Raw genomic sequence first — 14,464 nt, forward strand, 5'->3', positions numbered from 1 at the left:
TCTGTCCTTCGCGCCAGTTTTAGCAATACGTTCTGACGTCACTGCCTTTTGAAAATCGCCGTTCAATCCCGGCCTCTGCGCCGCGCGTTTAGCCCAGCATGGCTACCGTTAATCGGCGTGACCGCCTGGCATGCGTCCGTCCATGCCTATGAACCGACTAGCACGGGTTCGCTGCTTCGGCAAAATCCCGAACTCATACGAGGAGCCGGAGCGGAGCCCGGACTAGATCGAGCTATCCCAGCGGAGCCATCGGCTCCGGTCGCAACCGCGCGGGACGACGGCGAACTGTCGTTCCCCGTCACGGCGTTCGATTTCGGCAGTGCGCTGTCCCCGGAGGAGCAACAACGCGCCGACGCGTTCACCACACCCTGGCGTGGACGCAATGTAACCATCTCACAGCTACATGCGTTGCGCGACGCGCTCACTGCCGTGCTCTACAACGGCGGTGACTCACTTGTTCGTGTGATTCTTCCGCCGCAAACAGTGACGGACGGTGTCGTCCACTTCGAGATCGTGCGCGGCCACATTGAGTCGCTCGATGTTGAGAATACCTCTAACGTGGTCACTGAACGGCTGAGAGAGATTCTCCATACGTCGCGCGATGGACAACCTTCGTTGCGTGAAATCGAGCGTAACGTGCGGCTGACTGAAGAAGTCCCGGGAGTCGCGTCTGCAACGCCGACCTTGTCGGCCGGAAGTGAACCGGGCGGCACAATCGCCACGGTCGATGTCGAGCCGGGCGACCGCTTCTACGGCGCCGCTGCGATCGACAACGCCGGTTCCAGACAGGCGGGTTGGCGCAGATTCGGCGTAACAGGTGGCATCAACAATCCGCTGGGACTCGGCGATCAGTTCCAGGCGACAGCCTATCTGACGCCTCGCTTCATGCAGACCAAAGCGGGCGAAGATGGCCATACCCGCCTGGGCCGTGTTTCCTACGACCTGCTCACGGGCGTAGGTGCGAGTCGAGCCGGTATCGCATACTCGCGCGTCGACTACAAACTCGGGGAAGCGTTCGCGGGCCTGGGAACGGGTTCCGCCAATGTAATCAGTCTCTACGGGACGAACCCCGTGATTCGCTCAGGCACCGTGAGTCTCGACGTGGGCGCCAGTCTCAACTTCAAACGATCCAGCGACGAAAAGTTCGGCGAAATTCTTCGCACCGACGAGCGCAGCGTTCTTGCTTCGGTGCGCGTCGACGGCACCATGCTCGGGCAGCTCGACGAGCGCCGGAACGCGATTCAATACAGCGCGATTGTCAGTCGCGGTACGGCGAAGCAGAGAGAATCCGACTACTCGGGCAGTGTTGCTGCGTTGAGCGGGCGACGATTCGACTTCTATAAGGCCGAGCCGGCGCTCGCCTACGTGCAGGCGATTACGCCGACCATTCGCGCGTCCGTTCAGATGCGCGGGCAATGGGCGAGCCGCAGTCTCGATAGCTCAGAGCGGCTCGGGCTTGGTGGTCCATCGGCGGTACGCGCCTATGATCAGAACGCGGCCTCGGTGGACGATGGGTTCGTGTTTTCCGTCGCCGCGAGCAAGTCCTTCAGCAGTATTCCCGGTACATCCCTGCAAATCTTCTACGACGATGCACGAGGGAGAACGCGCGGCGACGGCCCCATACCCGGTGGCAGCGTCAGACTGCAAGGCTACGGGATCGGCGCAAATTTCAGCGGCAAACGCGTGGCCGCGCAACTGAGCTACGCGATGCGCGCCGGGCATGCTCCGGCGCACACAGCTCGTCAGCAGACGTGGGTCACGGTTTCCACAACGTTTTAGGGAATAGCGCGCGATTGCGCTGGCTTGTTGCCGTGCGCCGACTCGTTAAAAACGCCGTTCAACCGGGAGGCTGAACGGCGTTTTTACGTTAGAGAACGTCAGCGTGACAATTGCGCGGTGAAGATCTCATCAGCGATAGATCACCGCGAATGGTCGAGTCACGACGTCTTGACCGAAACCGACACTCCAGACCGGATGGTTGGAGCCCGCCCAGATCGGGGGTGCAGTCGCCATTTGCAACCTATAACTGTCGAGGCGAACGAACGAGTAATACGGAATGCCGTCGTCCCAGTACTGGCCCATCGTGAACACTGTTTTGCCGTCCGGTGAGTAGACGAACGGGAGAGACCAATTGTCCGGAATCCCATCGGTTATCGCTTTGAACGATTTTGCGCCGACATCATAAACAAGCGGTGCGATTCCTTGCTTATTCGTTCCAAGTAGAACCCGGTTGCTGTCGAGCACGTGGAGATCGTGAACACCGGCATCGGCGGGGGTAATTGGCTGCAGAACATTGTATTGGCCAGACTGTGTATCGAGGTTGGCAATGAACGGAACGAGCTGATTTTCGGTACTCGGATCGGCGAGATACAGCGTCTTCTCGTCGGGCGTCAGACCAACCAGCAACGCTTGCGAATGCGTTGTCCCGACAGGGTAGCTGGCAATCTGGCTGTGCGAGTTGATATCCACCACGGCGATCGACTGCGCGCTACCGGTTCCTGCGTTCTTGACCACATAGAGCCGCTGGCTGGAGACATTACGTTGTGCCGCGATTCGCTTAGCCCCCGCAATAGGCAGGTTCCAGGCGACATTCAGGGTGCTCATGTCGTAGGCGCGAAGTCCAGTAGTACTACCCTGCTGCCATATGACATAGGCGTACTTGCTGTCGCCGGACAATTGCATGTCCACGATTTCTTCGGCGATCGTTTTCTGAAGCTTTAGCGTATCGGAGTGCGTATCGATGTAGCCAAGCATTGTGCTGTGGTTTTGCCGATTGACCAGCGTGTATGCGACTTTGTTGCCGTCGGGCGTAGCCGCGAAATGACGAACCACGAAGCCGTCCGCATTGGGAATGGTCAGGTAGTCCGCAGCATAGTCGAAAGTCTTACTATCCTGGATCACTACGATGGGCGGATCATTAGCTGTATATACAGAATAAATTTTGCTTCCCGGTTTTCCGTAATACGCTTGCACGAGGCTGACGTCGCCCGGGCTCAAAACGCCAAAGCCCATCCAATCGGGGTTGCAGTAGTTCATTACGGAATGCAGGTCCCAAGGCCCAAAGACCACGCCGTCTCCTCTCTTGGGTTCTTGCAGCACCTCAGGTTGATTCTTGCACCATTCAGGCGTCTCTGGTCGATCCTGTTCATGAGCAAATGCCAATAGGTGGCCGAATTCGTGCACGGCAACTATTTTGACGCACGCTTCCAGATCATCCCAATTCCAGCAGAACAACTGTTTCAGACAGTTTCCTGAGTCATCCTTTGTTGCGCATTGAGTTTCCCACTGGTTAAAAGCCATCCTTAATCGGACGTCGCCTCTGCGGCCGAGGCCTGCTTCCCCTGGGCTAAGCGTTCGAGGACCACCGTCCGCGAAGGCCACTCGAACGCCCAGGTAAGTCGGCGAGGTGTCATAGTCGGGGCACTGCGTCCAGTCGGCAAACGTGACGTCGGAATTTGCGTCCCAGGCACTGGTGACAGCTTCCCTCACCCAGTTGCGTTGTGTTTCATTCCCGTCTGTCGCGTTCTCCCAACACACGTTGATCCGGTGCGAGTTCCAGATCAACGGAGGAATGGGATAACCCCCCAGCGAAGCGCTGCCCAGCTGAGACGCTCTAAATAACATTGGGGCATTCGTCGAGGCGCGCGCAGCAGACGACAACTTCACCTCCGTGAACTTCGGCGTCTGCAGAGGTGTCTTGCTCGCGCTTTTCGCCGTGTTTGCTCCGGTAGACGTGGGCTGGGACGACACACCGTCGCCTGCGCCGCATGCAGCCAGAGATGCCGCGAGCGAGCCGGCCATGAGCCATCTAACGATGTTTCTCGTCAGGCTCCTTCTAATATTTTTGATCATCAGGATAAAAGGATTGTGAGTGAATAGGATTGTTCTTGTTCGAAACACTCGCGTTTCAGATCGTCCGATGCTTCCTCGACTTTTTCTCATGTCCCCATCAAAAGTCTAAGAGTCGATTGGGATCCTAACTAAGTAGAGGCCACGCAACCTGGCTTTCGGCAAACTCGTAGAAGGTGAGTCATCCCTCCTGCGGCTTACTCTCAACTGTGATAGTTAATTTCGGCGATTTGTAAGCGAGCTGACGAGTTTGTAATATCCGGGGCCATGTGACAAGAGTCACCCATTCGCTACAGCCGAATTTGTGTAATGGCGGAAGTTTCCGCTCTCTGCATTCCTACGCGCGTAGGGCGCGACTGGCTTTTTCTGCGTGTTTTGTCGGCGTATGCCGTCAGAAGTGCGAGCAGCGGATCGGACACGAGACATGAGACGCCGCCCTACGAGACGCAGCGCGGCGGTTGCTTTCGCGTTGCGGAAAGCGCACCAAAGACGGAGATGAGAAGGCAATTGCAGAGCAAGCCGCGCAGGTGCTCGCTAGGATAATGATCTGTACAAGACAAGATCAGCAAGCCGGCACCACCGCGCTGGTGCCCGGCCAACAATTATTTAGGCAGGCAACTTCCCCGCCGCCTCATCAACCTGCGCCCGCGTCACCGCCAGCTCTTCGAGCCACGCATCCGCATACACCGCACCGGTTTCACGCTCCAGACGCGCGATCGTCGCCGCGCAACGGTTCGCATCTTTCGGCGTCGCGATAAACGACTTCACCGACTGCCCCGCCTTGAACGCATCGAACAGCGGCACGCGAATGTCGTCCGGCAGCGCGCGCGTCGTCCATTGGTACGGCTTGCCGTTGAAGGTGAACGACGGCGGCAGCACGCGCTCCTTCTTGGCCGCCGGAATCAGGCCATAGGTGCGCGCCGCTTCGCCAATCTGTTCCGGCGAAAACAGCTCGTCCGGGCTGATGTCGAATTGCTGGATGAAAGTCTCGATGCTCTGCATTGCCGCCGCGCGATCGTCGCGGCGCTTCTGCGCATGAGCGACGATGTCGCGCAGTTCGTCGGCTTCTTCCGGTGTGATCGTGAAGCTCGATTGCTTCTGCTGGAGTTCGGAAAAACGCTGGAATTCGGAATCGGTCAGAAGTTTCGCCATTGCTTATCGATGGATGCGCACGAATGACTTCACGCGGCGTCGTTTTTTGAGAGGGCCGCCATTCTAAACCATATGCGCAAGCGGCCCGCTTCTAATCAAACTTGCCGCGGCGAATTCCATCGACCACACGCCGCAGACACCGCAACTGCACTTCCACCACACCTCAAACCGTCTGCTCGCGAAACATCGAAAGCGCCTGCACCGTTTCGCGCAGCAGCGTCGTTGCGGCCGCGAGCGTGGGCGCGACATATTCGTCGATACGCTTCAGATACGGGCAGGTGAGCGCCGCAATCGCCTGGCCGGACGGACCGAGAACCGGGAACGTGACGTCGGTCACGCCGAACGTCTGCTGGCTGTCCTTCTGCGAAAAACCGGCCGCGCGAATCCGCTCGCACGCGGCTTCGAGCGCCTCGCGGTCTATCGTCACTTCGCCCTTGACCTTGGTGTGCTCGGCAAGCATCTGCGCGCGCTGTTCGACGGTCTGGAACGCGAGCATCACGCGGCCCGAGCCGGTGTCGATCAAGCCGACGCGCGAACCGAGCCGCACCGACATGCCCCACGTGCCCGGTCCATCCACTTGCGCGATGACGAGCAGATTGCCGCGGTCGTACACGGCCAGATGGCACGATTGTTCGGCGGCATCGGCGAAACGTTGCATCAGCGGCAACGCCTCGGAGATGAGCCGGTTCATCGGCGGATGACGATGCGCCAGCGCATACAGCTTCAGGCTAAGCGAATAGCGGTCGCCGCCCGTGGAGCGCACCACGTATTGCCGCGCGACCAGACGCTCAAGCATCCGATACATCTCGCTCGCGTTGCGCCCGAGCAGCTTCGTGATCTCGGCGCGCGTGAGCCCTTCCTTCTGCTCGGCCAGCAACTCGAGGATGTCGAGGCCCTTGTCGAGCGCGGGCGCGCGATAACGGTCGGCATCGTCCTTGTCTTCTGCGTCCATCGTGAGCGAGTTCCGTGAGCTGTTCTCAGTAAGTGGCGCTTGAGTGTAAGTGCCGCAGCGCGCTCCGTGCGCGCCGATGCGTCCAGGGAAAACACGGACGGTTGGTGCAGTGCACTTCGCTTGACTTCGAAAAGTCCGTATATGAATAATACGTTCATTGGTGAATGAGCGCACGCCAAGATTCGCACAGAGTCGCCAATGCACATAAGAAAGCGCAGGACGAAGTGCCGGCATCCACGACCGGTTCACGCAGTTCAACAACGCATATCAGGAGACACAGTCATGTCGTTCGCGAAAGAGCAGAAGCCGGCTCGCCAATTGTTTTCCCGTTCGTTCCGTCAGTCGCTCTTCACGGTGGCCGCGTCCGCGTGCATCGCCGGTTTGAGTCTGGGCGGCGCTGCGGAGGCCGCCGAGGCAGGCAAGGTCGGCCTCGGCCTGCCGCTGCTGACGTCGCCGTTCTGGCAGTCGTATAACAACTATCTGCCGAAGTACGCGAAGGAGATGGGCATCGACATCCTCGCGCCGGTGAATTCGAATGGCGATCCGGTGCAGCAGATCACCGACATGAACAACCTGTTGAACCTGGGTGCGAAGGGCATCGTGGTCGGCCCGCTCGACTCCGCCGCGATCAGCCGCGCGCTCGACGCCGCGACGGCGCGCAACGTGCCGGTCGTCGCCGTCGATGTCGCACCGACGCAAGGCAAGATCGCGATGGTCGTGCGCGCCGACAATCACGCGTACGGCGAGAAGGCGTGCAAGTACATCGGCGAACACGTGAAGTCGGGCAAGGTCGTGCAGATCATGGGCGACCTGGGTTCGGTGAACGGACGCGACCGCTCCGAGGCATTCCGCTCATGCCTGAAGGGCTTTCCCGGTTTGAAGCTGCTGGAAATTCCGGCGAGCTGGAAGGGCGACGTCGCGGCTACCGGACTCGACAGTCTGCTTACCGCGAATCCCGACGTGAAGGCGATCTACATGCAGGCGGGCGGCGTGTATCTGTCGCCGACGCTGCAAACGCTGCGTCGCAAGCAGATGCTGTTTCCGGCCGGCGACGCAAAGCACGTCGTGATCGTCAGCAACGACGGCATTCCGCAGGAATTCGACGCGATCCGCCGCGGCGACATCGACGCCACCGTGTCGCAGCCCGCCGATTCGTACGCAAAGTACGGCCTCTACTACATCAAGGCGGCGTTGGCCGGGCAGACCTTCAAGCCGGGCCCGACCGATCACGGCAGCACGATCATCCAGCTCGCGCCGGGCATCCTCGAAGACCAGTTGCCCGCGCCGCTCGTCACGAAGTCGAATGTCGACGACAAGGCGCTGTGGGGCAACACCGTCAAATGAGCGGCGACATGAGCGGCGACATCAGCGAGCGCACGTCACGCGCGCGAATTGCTTCGGTGGTCGAAGCATTGTCGGTCACCAAACGCTACGGCTCGACGGCGGCGCTGAACGACGTGAGCATTCGCGTGATGCCCGGCGAGTCGCATGCGCTCGTCGGGCGCAACGGCGCGGGCAAGTCGACGCTCGTGTCGATCCTGACCGGCTTGCGCAAGCCCGATACCGGCGACGTGCGCTTTAACGGCGAGCCCGCGCCGCCGCTCGCCGACCGCGATGCATGGCGCGAGCGCGTGGCCTGCGTGTATCAGCATTCGACGATCATTCGCGACCTGTCCGTCGCGGAAAATCTGTTCATCAACCGGCAGCCGTCGCGAGGCGGCGTGATCGACTGGCGAACCATGCGCCGTGACGCGCGCACCTTGCTCGACCACTGGAAGATCGACGTGCGTGAAGACGCGCGCGCCGGCGACCTGAGCGTCGAGGCGCGGCAACTCGTCGAGATCGCGCGGGCGTTGTCGTACGGCGCGCGCTTCATCATCCTCGACGAACCCACTGCGCAGCTCGACGGCGACGAAATCAAGCGGCTCTTCCGGCGTATCGAGGAATTGCAGCGCGAAGGCGTGACCTTCCTGTTCATTTCGCACCATCTGCAGGAGGTGTACGAGATTTGCCAGGCGGTCACGGTATTGCGCGACGCGCGGCATATCGTCAGCGCGCCGGTTTCCGCGTTGCCGCGCGAACAGTTGATCGAAGCGATGACGGGCGAACGCGGCGGCCTTCTGGTCGCGGATGCGGCGGCGCGCGAACCGTTGCGCGCCGACACCGCGATTGCGCTGCAAGTCGACCGGCTCAGCGGCGCGGACTACGAAGACGTGTCGTTCGCCGTCAAGCGCGGCGAAGTCGTCGGCTTGACCGGCGCGACGAGCAGCGGCCGCACAAGCGTAGCCGAAGCGATTGCCGGCTTGCGCGCGGCGAAGCGCGGCACGATCAGCGTGGACGGCGTGAGCCTGCCGCCCGGCGATGTGCCCGCAGCGCTCGCGCACGGCATCGGCTGCGTGCCGAAAGACCGCCATCACGAGGGGCTCGTGTTGACGCAATCGATCGCGGAAAACGCGTCGATGACGATCGCGCGGCTCTTCGGCAAGTTCGGCATCGCGACGCCCGCAAAGAAAAACGCGTTCGGCCAGAAGATGATCGACGCGCTCGGCATCGTCGCGCAAGGACCGGAGCACGTCGTATCGGGCCTCTCGGGCGGCAATCAGCAGAAGGTCGTGATGGCGCGCGCACTCGCCACCAATCCCAACGTGCTGGTGCTGATCGACCCCACGGCGGGCGTCGACGTGAAATCGAAAGAAGCGCTGCTCTCCGTCGTGGATCGCGTGCGCGAAGAAGGCAAGGCCGTGCTGGTCGTGTCCGGCGAACTCGACGATCTGCGCACCTGTGACCGTGTTCTGGTCATGTTCCGTGGCCGTATCGCCGCGGAATTTCCCGCGGGATGGCAGGACCAGGATCTGATTGCATCCGTTGAAGGAGTAAGTCTCCATGAAGAATAGTGTGCCCAGTCCCGCGTTCGGCGCGGCGCAGGCCCAGGTCCACGCGCAAGCGTCCGCATCCGCATCTGCATCGGCTTCGCGCGGCAAACGCGGACGCTCGCAACTTGCCCGCTTGCGTGAGCTCGCATTGTTGCCTGCGCTCGTGCTGCTGATCGTGATCGGCGCGTTCGTGAGCCCGAGCTTTCTCACGCGTGCGAATCTGATCAGCGTGCTCGGCGCGTCGGCGGCGCTCGCGCTTGTCGTGCTCGCCGAATCGCTGATCGTGCTGACGGGCAAGTTCGATTTGTCGCTGGAATCGACGGTCGGCATTGCGCCGGCCGTGGGCGCGATGCTCGTGATGCCGGCCGCCTCGGCCGGATTCGGCACGCAATGGCCCGCCGCGGCCGGCTTGCTGGCGATTCTCGCGGTCGGCGCAGTAGTCGGCGCGATCAACGGTTTTCTGGTGGTGCGTTTGCGGCTGAACGCCTTCATCGTCACGCTGGCCATGCTGATCGTGCTGCGCGGCATGCTCGTCGGCGCGACCAAGGGCGGCACGCTGTTCGACATGCCGCCGTCGTTCTTCTCGCTCGCGACCACCATCGTGCTGGGCTTGCCGTTGTCGGTGTGGCTCGCCGCGGTGGCGTTCGCGATCGCCGCCTTCATGCTGCGCTATCACCGGCTCGGCCGCGCGCTCTATGCGATCGGCGGCAATCCGGAAGCGGCGCGCGCGGCGGGCATTCGCGTCGAGCGCATCACGTGGGGCGTGTTCATTCTCGGCAGCATGCTGGCCTCGGTCGGCGGCCTGATCGTGACCGGCTATGTCGGCGCGATCAATGCGAACCAGGGCAACGGCATGATCTTTACGGTGTTCGCGGCAGCGGTGATCGGCGGCATTTCGCTCGACGGCGGCAAGGGCACGATGATCGGCGCGCTCTCCGGCGTGCTGCTGCTCGGCGTCGTGCAAAACCTGCTGACTCTGGCGCAAGTGCCGTCGTTCTGGATTCAGGCGATCTACGGCGCGATCATCCTCGGCTCGCTGATGGTGGCGCGCCTCGCGAGCGGCGAAGGCCAGAACTAACACAACGCTCATTCAACGGCCTGACGGAGAACTCATTTGACGAGCCGCCAACAAGAAACCGATCCGCGACTGATCCTGCTCAGTCCGGACGACAACTGCCTGATCGCGGCGGCGCGTCTCGACGCCGGCACGCAGGTGCAGATCGAAGGCGAAAGCGTCACGCTCTCGCGGACCATCGAACTCGGGCACAAGGTGGCGCGCCGCGATCTGGCGAAAGACGACAAGGTGCTGCGCTACGGCGCCGTGATCGGCCACGTCACCGAAGCGGTGCCGCGCGGCGAGCATCTGCATACGCACAACCTCGAAAGCGATTACCTGCCGACGTACACGCACGACGCGGGTCATCAATTCGTCCACCACTGATTTGCGCATCACGAGGCGGCCTCGCGCCGCGCTGGAACGAACATGACTGAGACATCCGTAGCAAGCGCCTCTGCGCAACAGCCGACGCTGCAAGGCTACCTGCGCAGCGACGGCCGCAAGGGCATCCGCAACGTGGTTGCCGTCGCGTATCTGGTCGAGTGCGCGCATCACGTGGCGCGCGAGATCGTCACGCAGTTTCGCGAGCCGCTCGACGCGTTCGGCGAGGCCGGCGCGGCGCATGAAGCGCCGGTTCATCTGATCGGCTTTCCCGGCTGCTATCCAAACGGCTACGCGGAGAAAATGCTCGAGCGGCTGACCACGCATCCGAACGTCGGCGCGGTGCTGTTCGTGTCGCTGGGATGCGAGAGCATGAACAAGCACTATCTCGTCGATGTCGTGCGCGCGAGCGGCCGTCCCGTCGAAGTGCTGACCATTCAGGAGAAAGGCGGCACGCGCAGCACGATTCAGTATGGCGTGGACTGGGTTCGCGGCGCGCGCGAGCAGCTCGCCGCGCAGCAGAAGGTGCCGATGGCGCTGAGCGAACTCGTGGTCGGCACGATTTGCGGCGGCTCCGACGGCACCAGCGGCATTACCGCGAATCCGGCCGTGGGCCGCGCGTTCGATCATTTGATCGATGCGGGCGCGACCTGCATCTTCGAGGAAACCGGCGAACTCGTGGGCTGCGAGTTTCATATGAAGACGCGCGCGGCGCGGCCCGAACTCGGCGATGCGATTGTCGAGTGTGTGGCCAAGGCGGCGCGTTATTACTCGATTCTCGGCCACGGCAGTTTCGCGGTCGGCAACGCGGACGGCGGCCTCACCACGCAGGAAGAAAAGTCGCTCGGCGCGTATGCGAAAAGCGGCGCGTCGCCGATCGCGGGCATCGTCAAGCCGGGCGATATTCCGCCGACCGGCGGCCTGTATCTGCTCGACGTGGTGCCGGACGGCGAGCCGCGTTTCGGCTTTCCGAACATCAGCGACAATGCGGAAATCGGCGAACTGATTGCGTGCGGCGCGCATGTGATTCTGTTCACGACCGGACGCGGTTCGGTGGTGGGCTCGGCGATCTCGCCGGTCATCAAGGTGTGCGCGAATCCCGCGACATATCGCAATCTGTCCGGCGACATGGACGTCGACGCAGGCCGCATTCTGGAAGGGCGCGGCACGCTCGACGAAGTGGGCCGCGAGGTGTTCGAGCAGACCGTGGCGGTGTCGCAAGGCGCGGCGTCGAAATCGGAAATGCTGGGCCACCAGGAATTCATTCTGACGTACAAGACGTTCGAGCCGGTCGGGCCCGCGTGCCTGCCGTCGAGCGTGGCGGCGCCGCGTCGTGTTGTTGCGGTCGAGCCGCAGTAACGCAACGCAATAAGGCAGCGCAAGAACCGCAGTGAAGAACCGCACTGAGCGTCGGCTCGCGGTGTGATAAAAAGCTCATTCGACAGAGTGTGACCAGGATGGAGACGGGTACATGACCGCAACGATCGGTTCGAAGGTTCGGCAGCGCCGCCGCGTCGGGCGTAGCGCGCTGGAATTAACCGGCTTGAGCCTCGGCAGTGCGCCGCTTGGCGGCCTCTATCGCGATCTGTCGGATGAAGAAGCGCATGCCACCATCGCGGCCGCGTGGGACGCCGGCGTTCGCTATTTCGACACCGCGCCGCATTACGGGCACACCAAGGCGGAGCATCGTCTGGGCGACGCATTGCGCCGCTATCCGCGTGGCGAGTATGCGCTGTCGACCAAGGTAGGCCGCCGCTTCGTGCCGCGCACGACGCCCTACGACGGCAAGGAAGACTGGCAGAACCCGCTGCCCTTCGAGGCGATTTACGACTACACGCATGACGGCATTCTGCGTTCGTTCGAAGACAGCCAGCAGCGGCTCGGCATCGTCGACATCGACATTTTGCTGGTGCACGACATTGGCCGCGTCACGCACGGCGACAACAATCCGCATTACTGGCGGCAACTGACCGAAGGCGGCGGCTTTCGGGCGCTCGACGAACTGCGCTCGGCCGGCGCGGTGAAGGCCGTGGGACTCGGCGTGAACGAAAGCGCCGTGATTCTCGACGCGATGGCCGAGTTCGATATCGATTGCGCGTTGCTCGCGGGCCGTTATACGCTCCTCGAACAGACGACGCTCGACGACCTCCTGCCGGCGTGTGAACAGCGCGGCGTCAGCATCCTGTTGGGCGGCGCTTTCAACTCGGGCATTCTGGCGCGCGGTGTCGAAGGCGATCTGAAATTCAACTACGGCGAGGCGCCGCGCGAAGTGATCGAGCGCGTTGCGCGGCTCGAGGCGGTGTGCCGCGCGCACGGCGTGCCGCTCGCCGCCGCGGCCTTGCAGTTTCCGTATGCGCATCCGGCGGTCGCCACCGTGCTGACCGGCGCGCGCAGTACCGACGAACTGCGCGAGAACGCGGCGTCGTTCGAGTTGCCCATCCCGGCGGCCTTGTGGTCCGCCTTGCGCGACGAGGGCCTGCTCGACGCCCGCGCGCCCGCGCCAGAGGACTGAACAGAACATGCGTATCGATGCCCACCAGCACTATTGGGACCCCGCCCGCGGCGATTACGAATGGCTCACGCCGGAACTCGAGATTCTGTACAGGCCGTTCGGCCCGGCGGATCTCGCGCCGTTGCGGGAGCAAACCGGCATCGAGAAAACGGTGGTCGTGCAGGCGGCGCCGACCATCGACGAAACGCGTTATTTGCTGGACATCGCGCGCAACGAGCCGTCGATTGCCGGCGTGGTCGGCTGGGTGCCGCTGCTGCTGCCCACCGCGCCGGCTTTGATCGGCGCGCTCGCGGACGAGCCCAAGTTCAAGGGCGTGCGCCCGATGCTGCAAGATCTGCCCGACGACACCTGGATCGCGAATCCCGATCTCGCGCCGGCCATCGACGCGCTGATCGCACACGACCTCGCTTTCGACGCGCTGATTTACGCGCGGCACGTCGAACACGTTGAAACCTTCGCGCGACGCTTTCCGGCGCTGCGCATCGTGGTCGACCACGGCGCGAAGCCGCCGATCCGCTACGGTCAGACGGGCTGGCAGACCTGGGCGGATGCAATTACGCGGCTCGCCGCGTTGCCCGGCGTGCACTGCAAGCTGTCCGGACTCGCGACCGAGGCGTCGCCAGGCTGGACCGAAGACACGCTGCGGCCCTGCGTCGAGCATCTGCTGGCCACGTTCGGTCCCGCGCGGCTGATGTGGGGCAGCGACTGGCCGGTGCTCGAACTCAACGGCGATTATCTGCTGTGGCATTCGGTGGCGAACACGCTGCTTTCGTCGCTCGCCGACAGCGAGCGCGAAGCGATTTTCGGCGGCAACGCCGCAGCGTTTTATCGACTGTGATGTGACCCAAGCAAACAGACCAACACAGGTTAAGCCCATTCAACTGGAGTCGTAGATGACGCAAAGACTGGCCGGCAAGACAGCATTGATTACCGCAGCGGGACAAGGCATCGGGCTCGCGACCGCGGAAATGTTCGCACGCGAAGGCGCGCGTGTGATCGCCACGGACATTCGCATCGACGGCCTCGCCGGCAAACCGGTCGAGGCGCGCAAGCTCGACGTGCTCGACGGCGAGGCGATCAAGGCATTGGCCGCCGAAATCGGTCCGATCGACGTGCTGTTCAACTGCGCGGGCTTCGTGCATGCGGGCTCGATCCTCGAATGCAGCGAGGAAGATTGGGACTTCGCGTTCGACCTGAACGCGAAGGCGATGTACCGGATGATCCGCGCATTCCTGCCAGGCATGCTCGAGCGCGGCGGCGGCTCGATCATCAATATGTCGTCGGCGGCGTCGAGCGTGAAGGGCGTGCCGAATCGCTTCGCGTACAGCGCGTCGAAGGCGGCGGTGGTCGGGCTGACCAAATCGGTCGCCGCGGACTTCATCACGCGTGGTGTACGCTGTAACGCGATTTGCCCGGGCACGGTGTCGTCGCCGTCGCTCGAACAGCGAATCGCCACGCAGGCCGCGGCGCAAGGCGCGACGCTCGAAGCCGTGCAGGCCGCGTTCGTCGCGCGTCAGCCGATGGGCCGCATCGGCAAGCCGGAAGAGATCGCCGCGCTGGCGCTGTATCTCGCGTCGGACGAGTCGGCGTTCACGACTGGCCATGCGCATGTGATCGACGGCGGCTGGTCGAACTGATTCATGCGCGCCTGCCTGAGCCGGCGCGCGTTGACGTACCAACTGAACACC

12 protein-coding genes are annotated in these 14,464 nt (G+C 62.7%); 9 read left to right on the forward strand and 3 right to left on the reverse strand.

The genetic code is table 11. The annotated features are described in order from the left end of the window. Window positions 1–117 precede the first annotated feature (117 nt). Entirely contained in the window at window positions 118–1,779 is a 1,662-nt protein-coding gene (locus CUJ91_RS30390) for a ShlB/FhaC/HecB family hemolysin secretion/activation protein (protein WP_114157889.1), read from the forward strand. Window positions 1,780–1,908: 129 nt separating this feature from the next. On the opposite strand, the gene CUJ91_RS30395 is transcribed toward CUJ91_RS30390, so the two are convergent. From CUJ91_RS30395 to CUJ91_RS30405, 3 genes are all read right to left on the reverse strand, one after another. Continuing rightward, window positions 1,909–3,801: a hypothetical protein gene (locus CUJ91_RS30395; protein WP_114157890.1), complete on the reverse strand. Its 1,893-nt coding sequence runs from the start codon at window positions 3,799–3,801 to the stop codon at window positions 1,909–1,911. Window positions 3,802–4,455: 654 nt separating this feature from the next. Beyond that, window positions 4,456–5,001: a hypothetical protein gene (locus tag CUJ91_RS30400; protein ID WP_006047515.1), complete on the reverse strand. Its 546-nt coding sequence runs from the start codon at window positions 4,999–5,001 to the stop codon at window positions 4,456–4,458. 163 nt (window positions 5,002–5,164) lie between these two features. Then, window positions 5,165–5,953, reverse strand: a complete 789-nt coding sequence (locus CUJ91_RS30405; RefSeq protein ID WP_006047516.1) for an IclR family transcriptional regulator — start codon at window positions 5,951–5,953, stop codon at window positions 5,165–5,167. 282 nt (window positions 5,954–6,235) lie between these two features. On the opposite strand from CUJ91_RS30405, the gene CUJ91_RS30410 reads away from it, so the two are divergent. From CUJ91_RS30410 to CUJ91_RS30445, 8 genes are all read left to right on the forward strand, one after another. Next, window positions 6,236–7,297, forward strand: coding sequence for a sugar ABC transporter substrate-binding protein (locus tag CUJ91_RS30410; RefSeq protein WP_161966602.1), 1,062 nt, complete (start codon window positions 6,236–6,238; stop codon window positions 7,295–7,297). A gap of 8 nt (window positions 7,298–7,305) precedes the next feature. Beyond that, complete coding sequence (locus CUJ91_RS30415) at window positions 7,306–8,847, forward strand: sugar ABC transporter ATP-binding protein (protein WP_114158109.1); 1,542 nt, start codon at window positions 7,306–7,308, stop codon at window positions 8,845–8,847. Beyond that, entirely contained in the window at window positions 8,837–9,904 is a 1,068-nt protein-coding gene (locus tag CUJ91_RS30420) for an ABC transporter permease (protein ID WP_114157891.1), read from the forward strand. Before CUJ91_RS30415 ends, CUJ91_RS30420 begins: the two co-directional genes overlap by 11 nt. A gap of 36 nt (window positions 9,905–9,940) precedes the next feature. After that, window positions 9,941–10,267, forward strand: a complete 327-nt coding sequence (locus CUJ91_RS30425; RefSeq protein WP_006047520.1) for a UxaA family hydrolase — start codon at window positions 9,941–9,943, stop codon at window positions 10,265–10,267. A gap of 42 nt (window positions 10,268–10,309) precedes the next feature. Further along, entirely contained in the window at window positions 10,310–11,623 is a 1,314-nt protein-coding gene (locus CUJ91_RS30430; protein WP_006047521.1) for a UxaA family hydrolase, read from the forward strand. 112 nt (window positions 11,624–11,735) lie between these two features. Beyond that, window positions 11,736–12,776, forward strand: a complete 1,041-nt coding sequence (locus CUJ91_RS30435; protein ID WP_114157892.1) for an aldo/keto reductase — start codon at window positions 11,736–11,738, stop codon at window positions 12,774–12,776. 7 nt (window positions 12,777–12,783) lie between these two features. Beyond that, on the forward strand, window positions 12,784–13,614 hold the full coding sequence (locus CUJ91_RS30440) for an amidohydrolase family protein (RefSeq protein WP_114157893.1): 831 nt from the start codon (window positions 12,784–12,786) through the stop codon (window positions 13,612–13,614). 55 nt (window positions 13,615–13,669) lie between these two features. Continuing rightward, window positions 13,670–14,413 (forward strand): SDR family oxidoreductase, encoded by a 744-nt coding sequence (locus tag CUJ91_RS30445; protein WP_029967366.1) that lies wholly within the window; start codon window positions 13,670–13,672, stop codon window positions 14,411–14,413. Window positions 14,414–14,464: the final 51 nt, after the last annotated feature.

The sequence above is a fragment of the Paraburkholderia graminis genome, assembly GCF_003330785.1.
Classification (GTDB): Bacteria; Pseudomonadota; Gammaproteobacteria; order Burkholderiales; family Burkholderiaceae; genus Paraburkholderia; species Paraburkholderia graminis.

Excerpts from the sequence above, each read along its gene's own strand:
- CUJ91_RS30395 (WP_114157890.1), bottom strand. The coding sequence starts at position 3,801 with ATGGCCGGCTCGCTCGCGGCATCTCTGGCTGCATGCGGCGCAGGCGAC.
- CUJ91_RS30400 (WP_006047515.1), bottom strand. The coding sequence starts at position 5,001 with ATGGCGAAACTTCTGACCGATTCCGAATTCCAGCGTTTTTCCGAACTC.
- CUJ91_RS30405 (WP_006047516.1), bottom strand. The coding sequence starts at position 5,953 with ATGGACGCAGAAGACAAGGACGATGCCGACCGTTATCGCGCGCCCGCG.
- CUJ91_RS30410 (WP_161966602.1), top strand. The coding sequence starts at position 6,236 with ATGTCGTTCGCGAAAGAGCAGAAGCCGGCTCGCCAATTGTTTTCCCGT.
- CUJ91_RS30415 (WP_114158109.1), top strand. The coding sequence starts at position 7,306 with ATGAGCGGCGACATCAGCGAGCGCACGTCACGCGCGCGAATTGCTTCG.
- CUJ91_RS30420 (WP_114157891.1), top strand. The coding sequence starts at position 8,837 with ATGAAGAATAGTGTGCCCAGTCCCGCGTTCGGCGCGGCGCAGGCCCAG.
- CUJ91_RS30430 (WP_006047521.1), top strand. The coding sequence starts at position 10,310 with ATGACTGAGACATCCGTAGCAAGCGCCTCTGCGCAACAGCCGACGCTG.
- CUJ91_RS30435 (WP_114157892.1), top strand. The coding sequence starts at position 11,736 with ATGACCGCAACGATCGGTTCGAAGGTTCGGCAGCGCCGCCGCGTCGGG.
- CUJ91_RS30440 (WP_114157893.1), top strand. The coding sequence starts at position 12,784 with ATGCGTATCGATGCCCACCAGCACTATTGGGACCCCGCCCGCGGCGAT.
- CUJ91_RS30445 (WP_029967366.1), top strand. The coding sequence starts at position 13,670 with ATGACGCAAAGACTGGCCGGCAAGACAGCATTGATTACCGCAGCGGGA.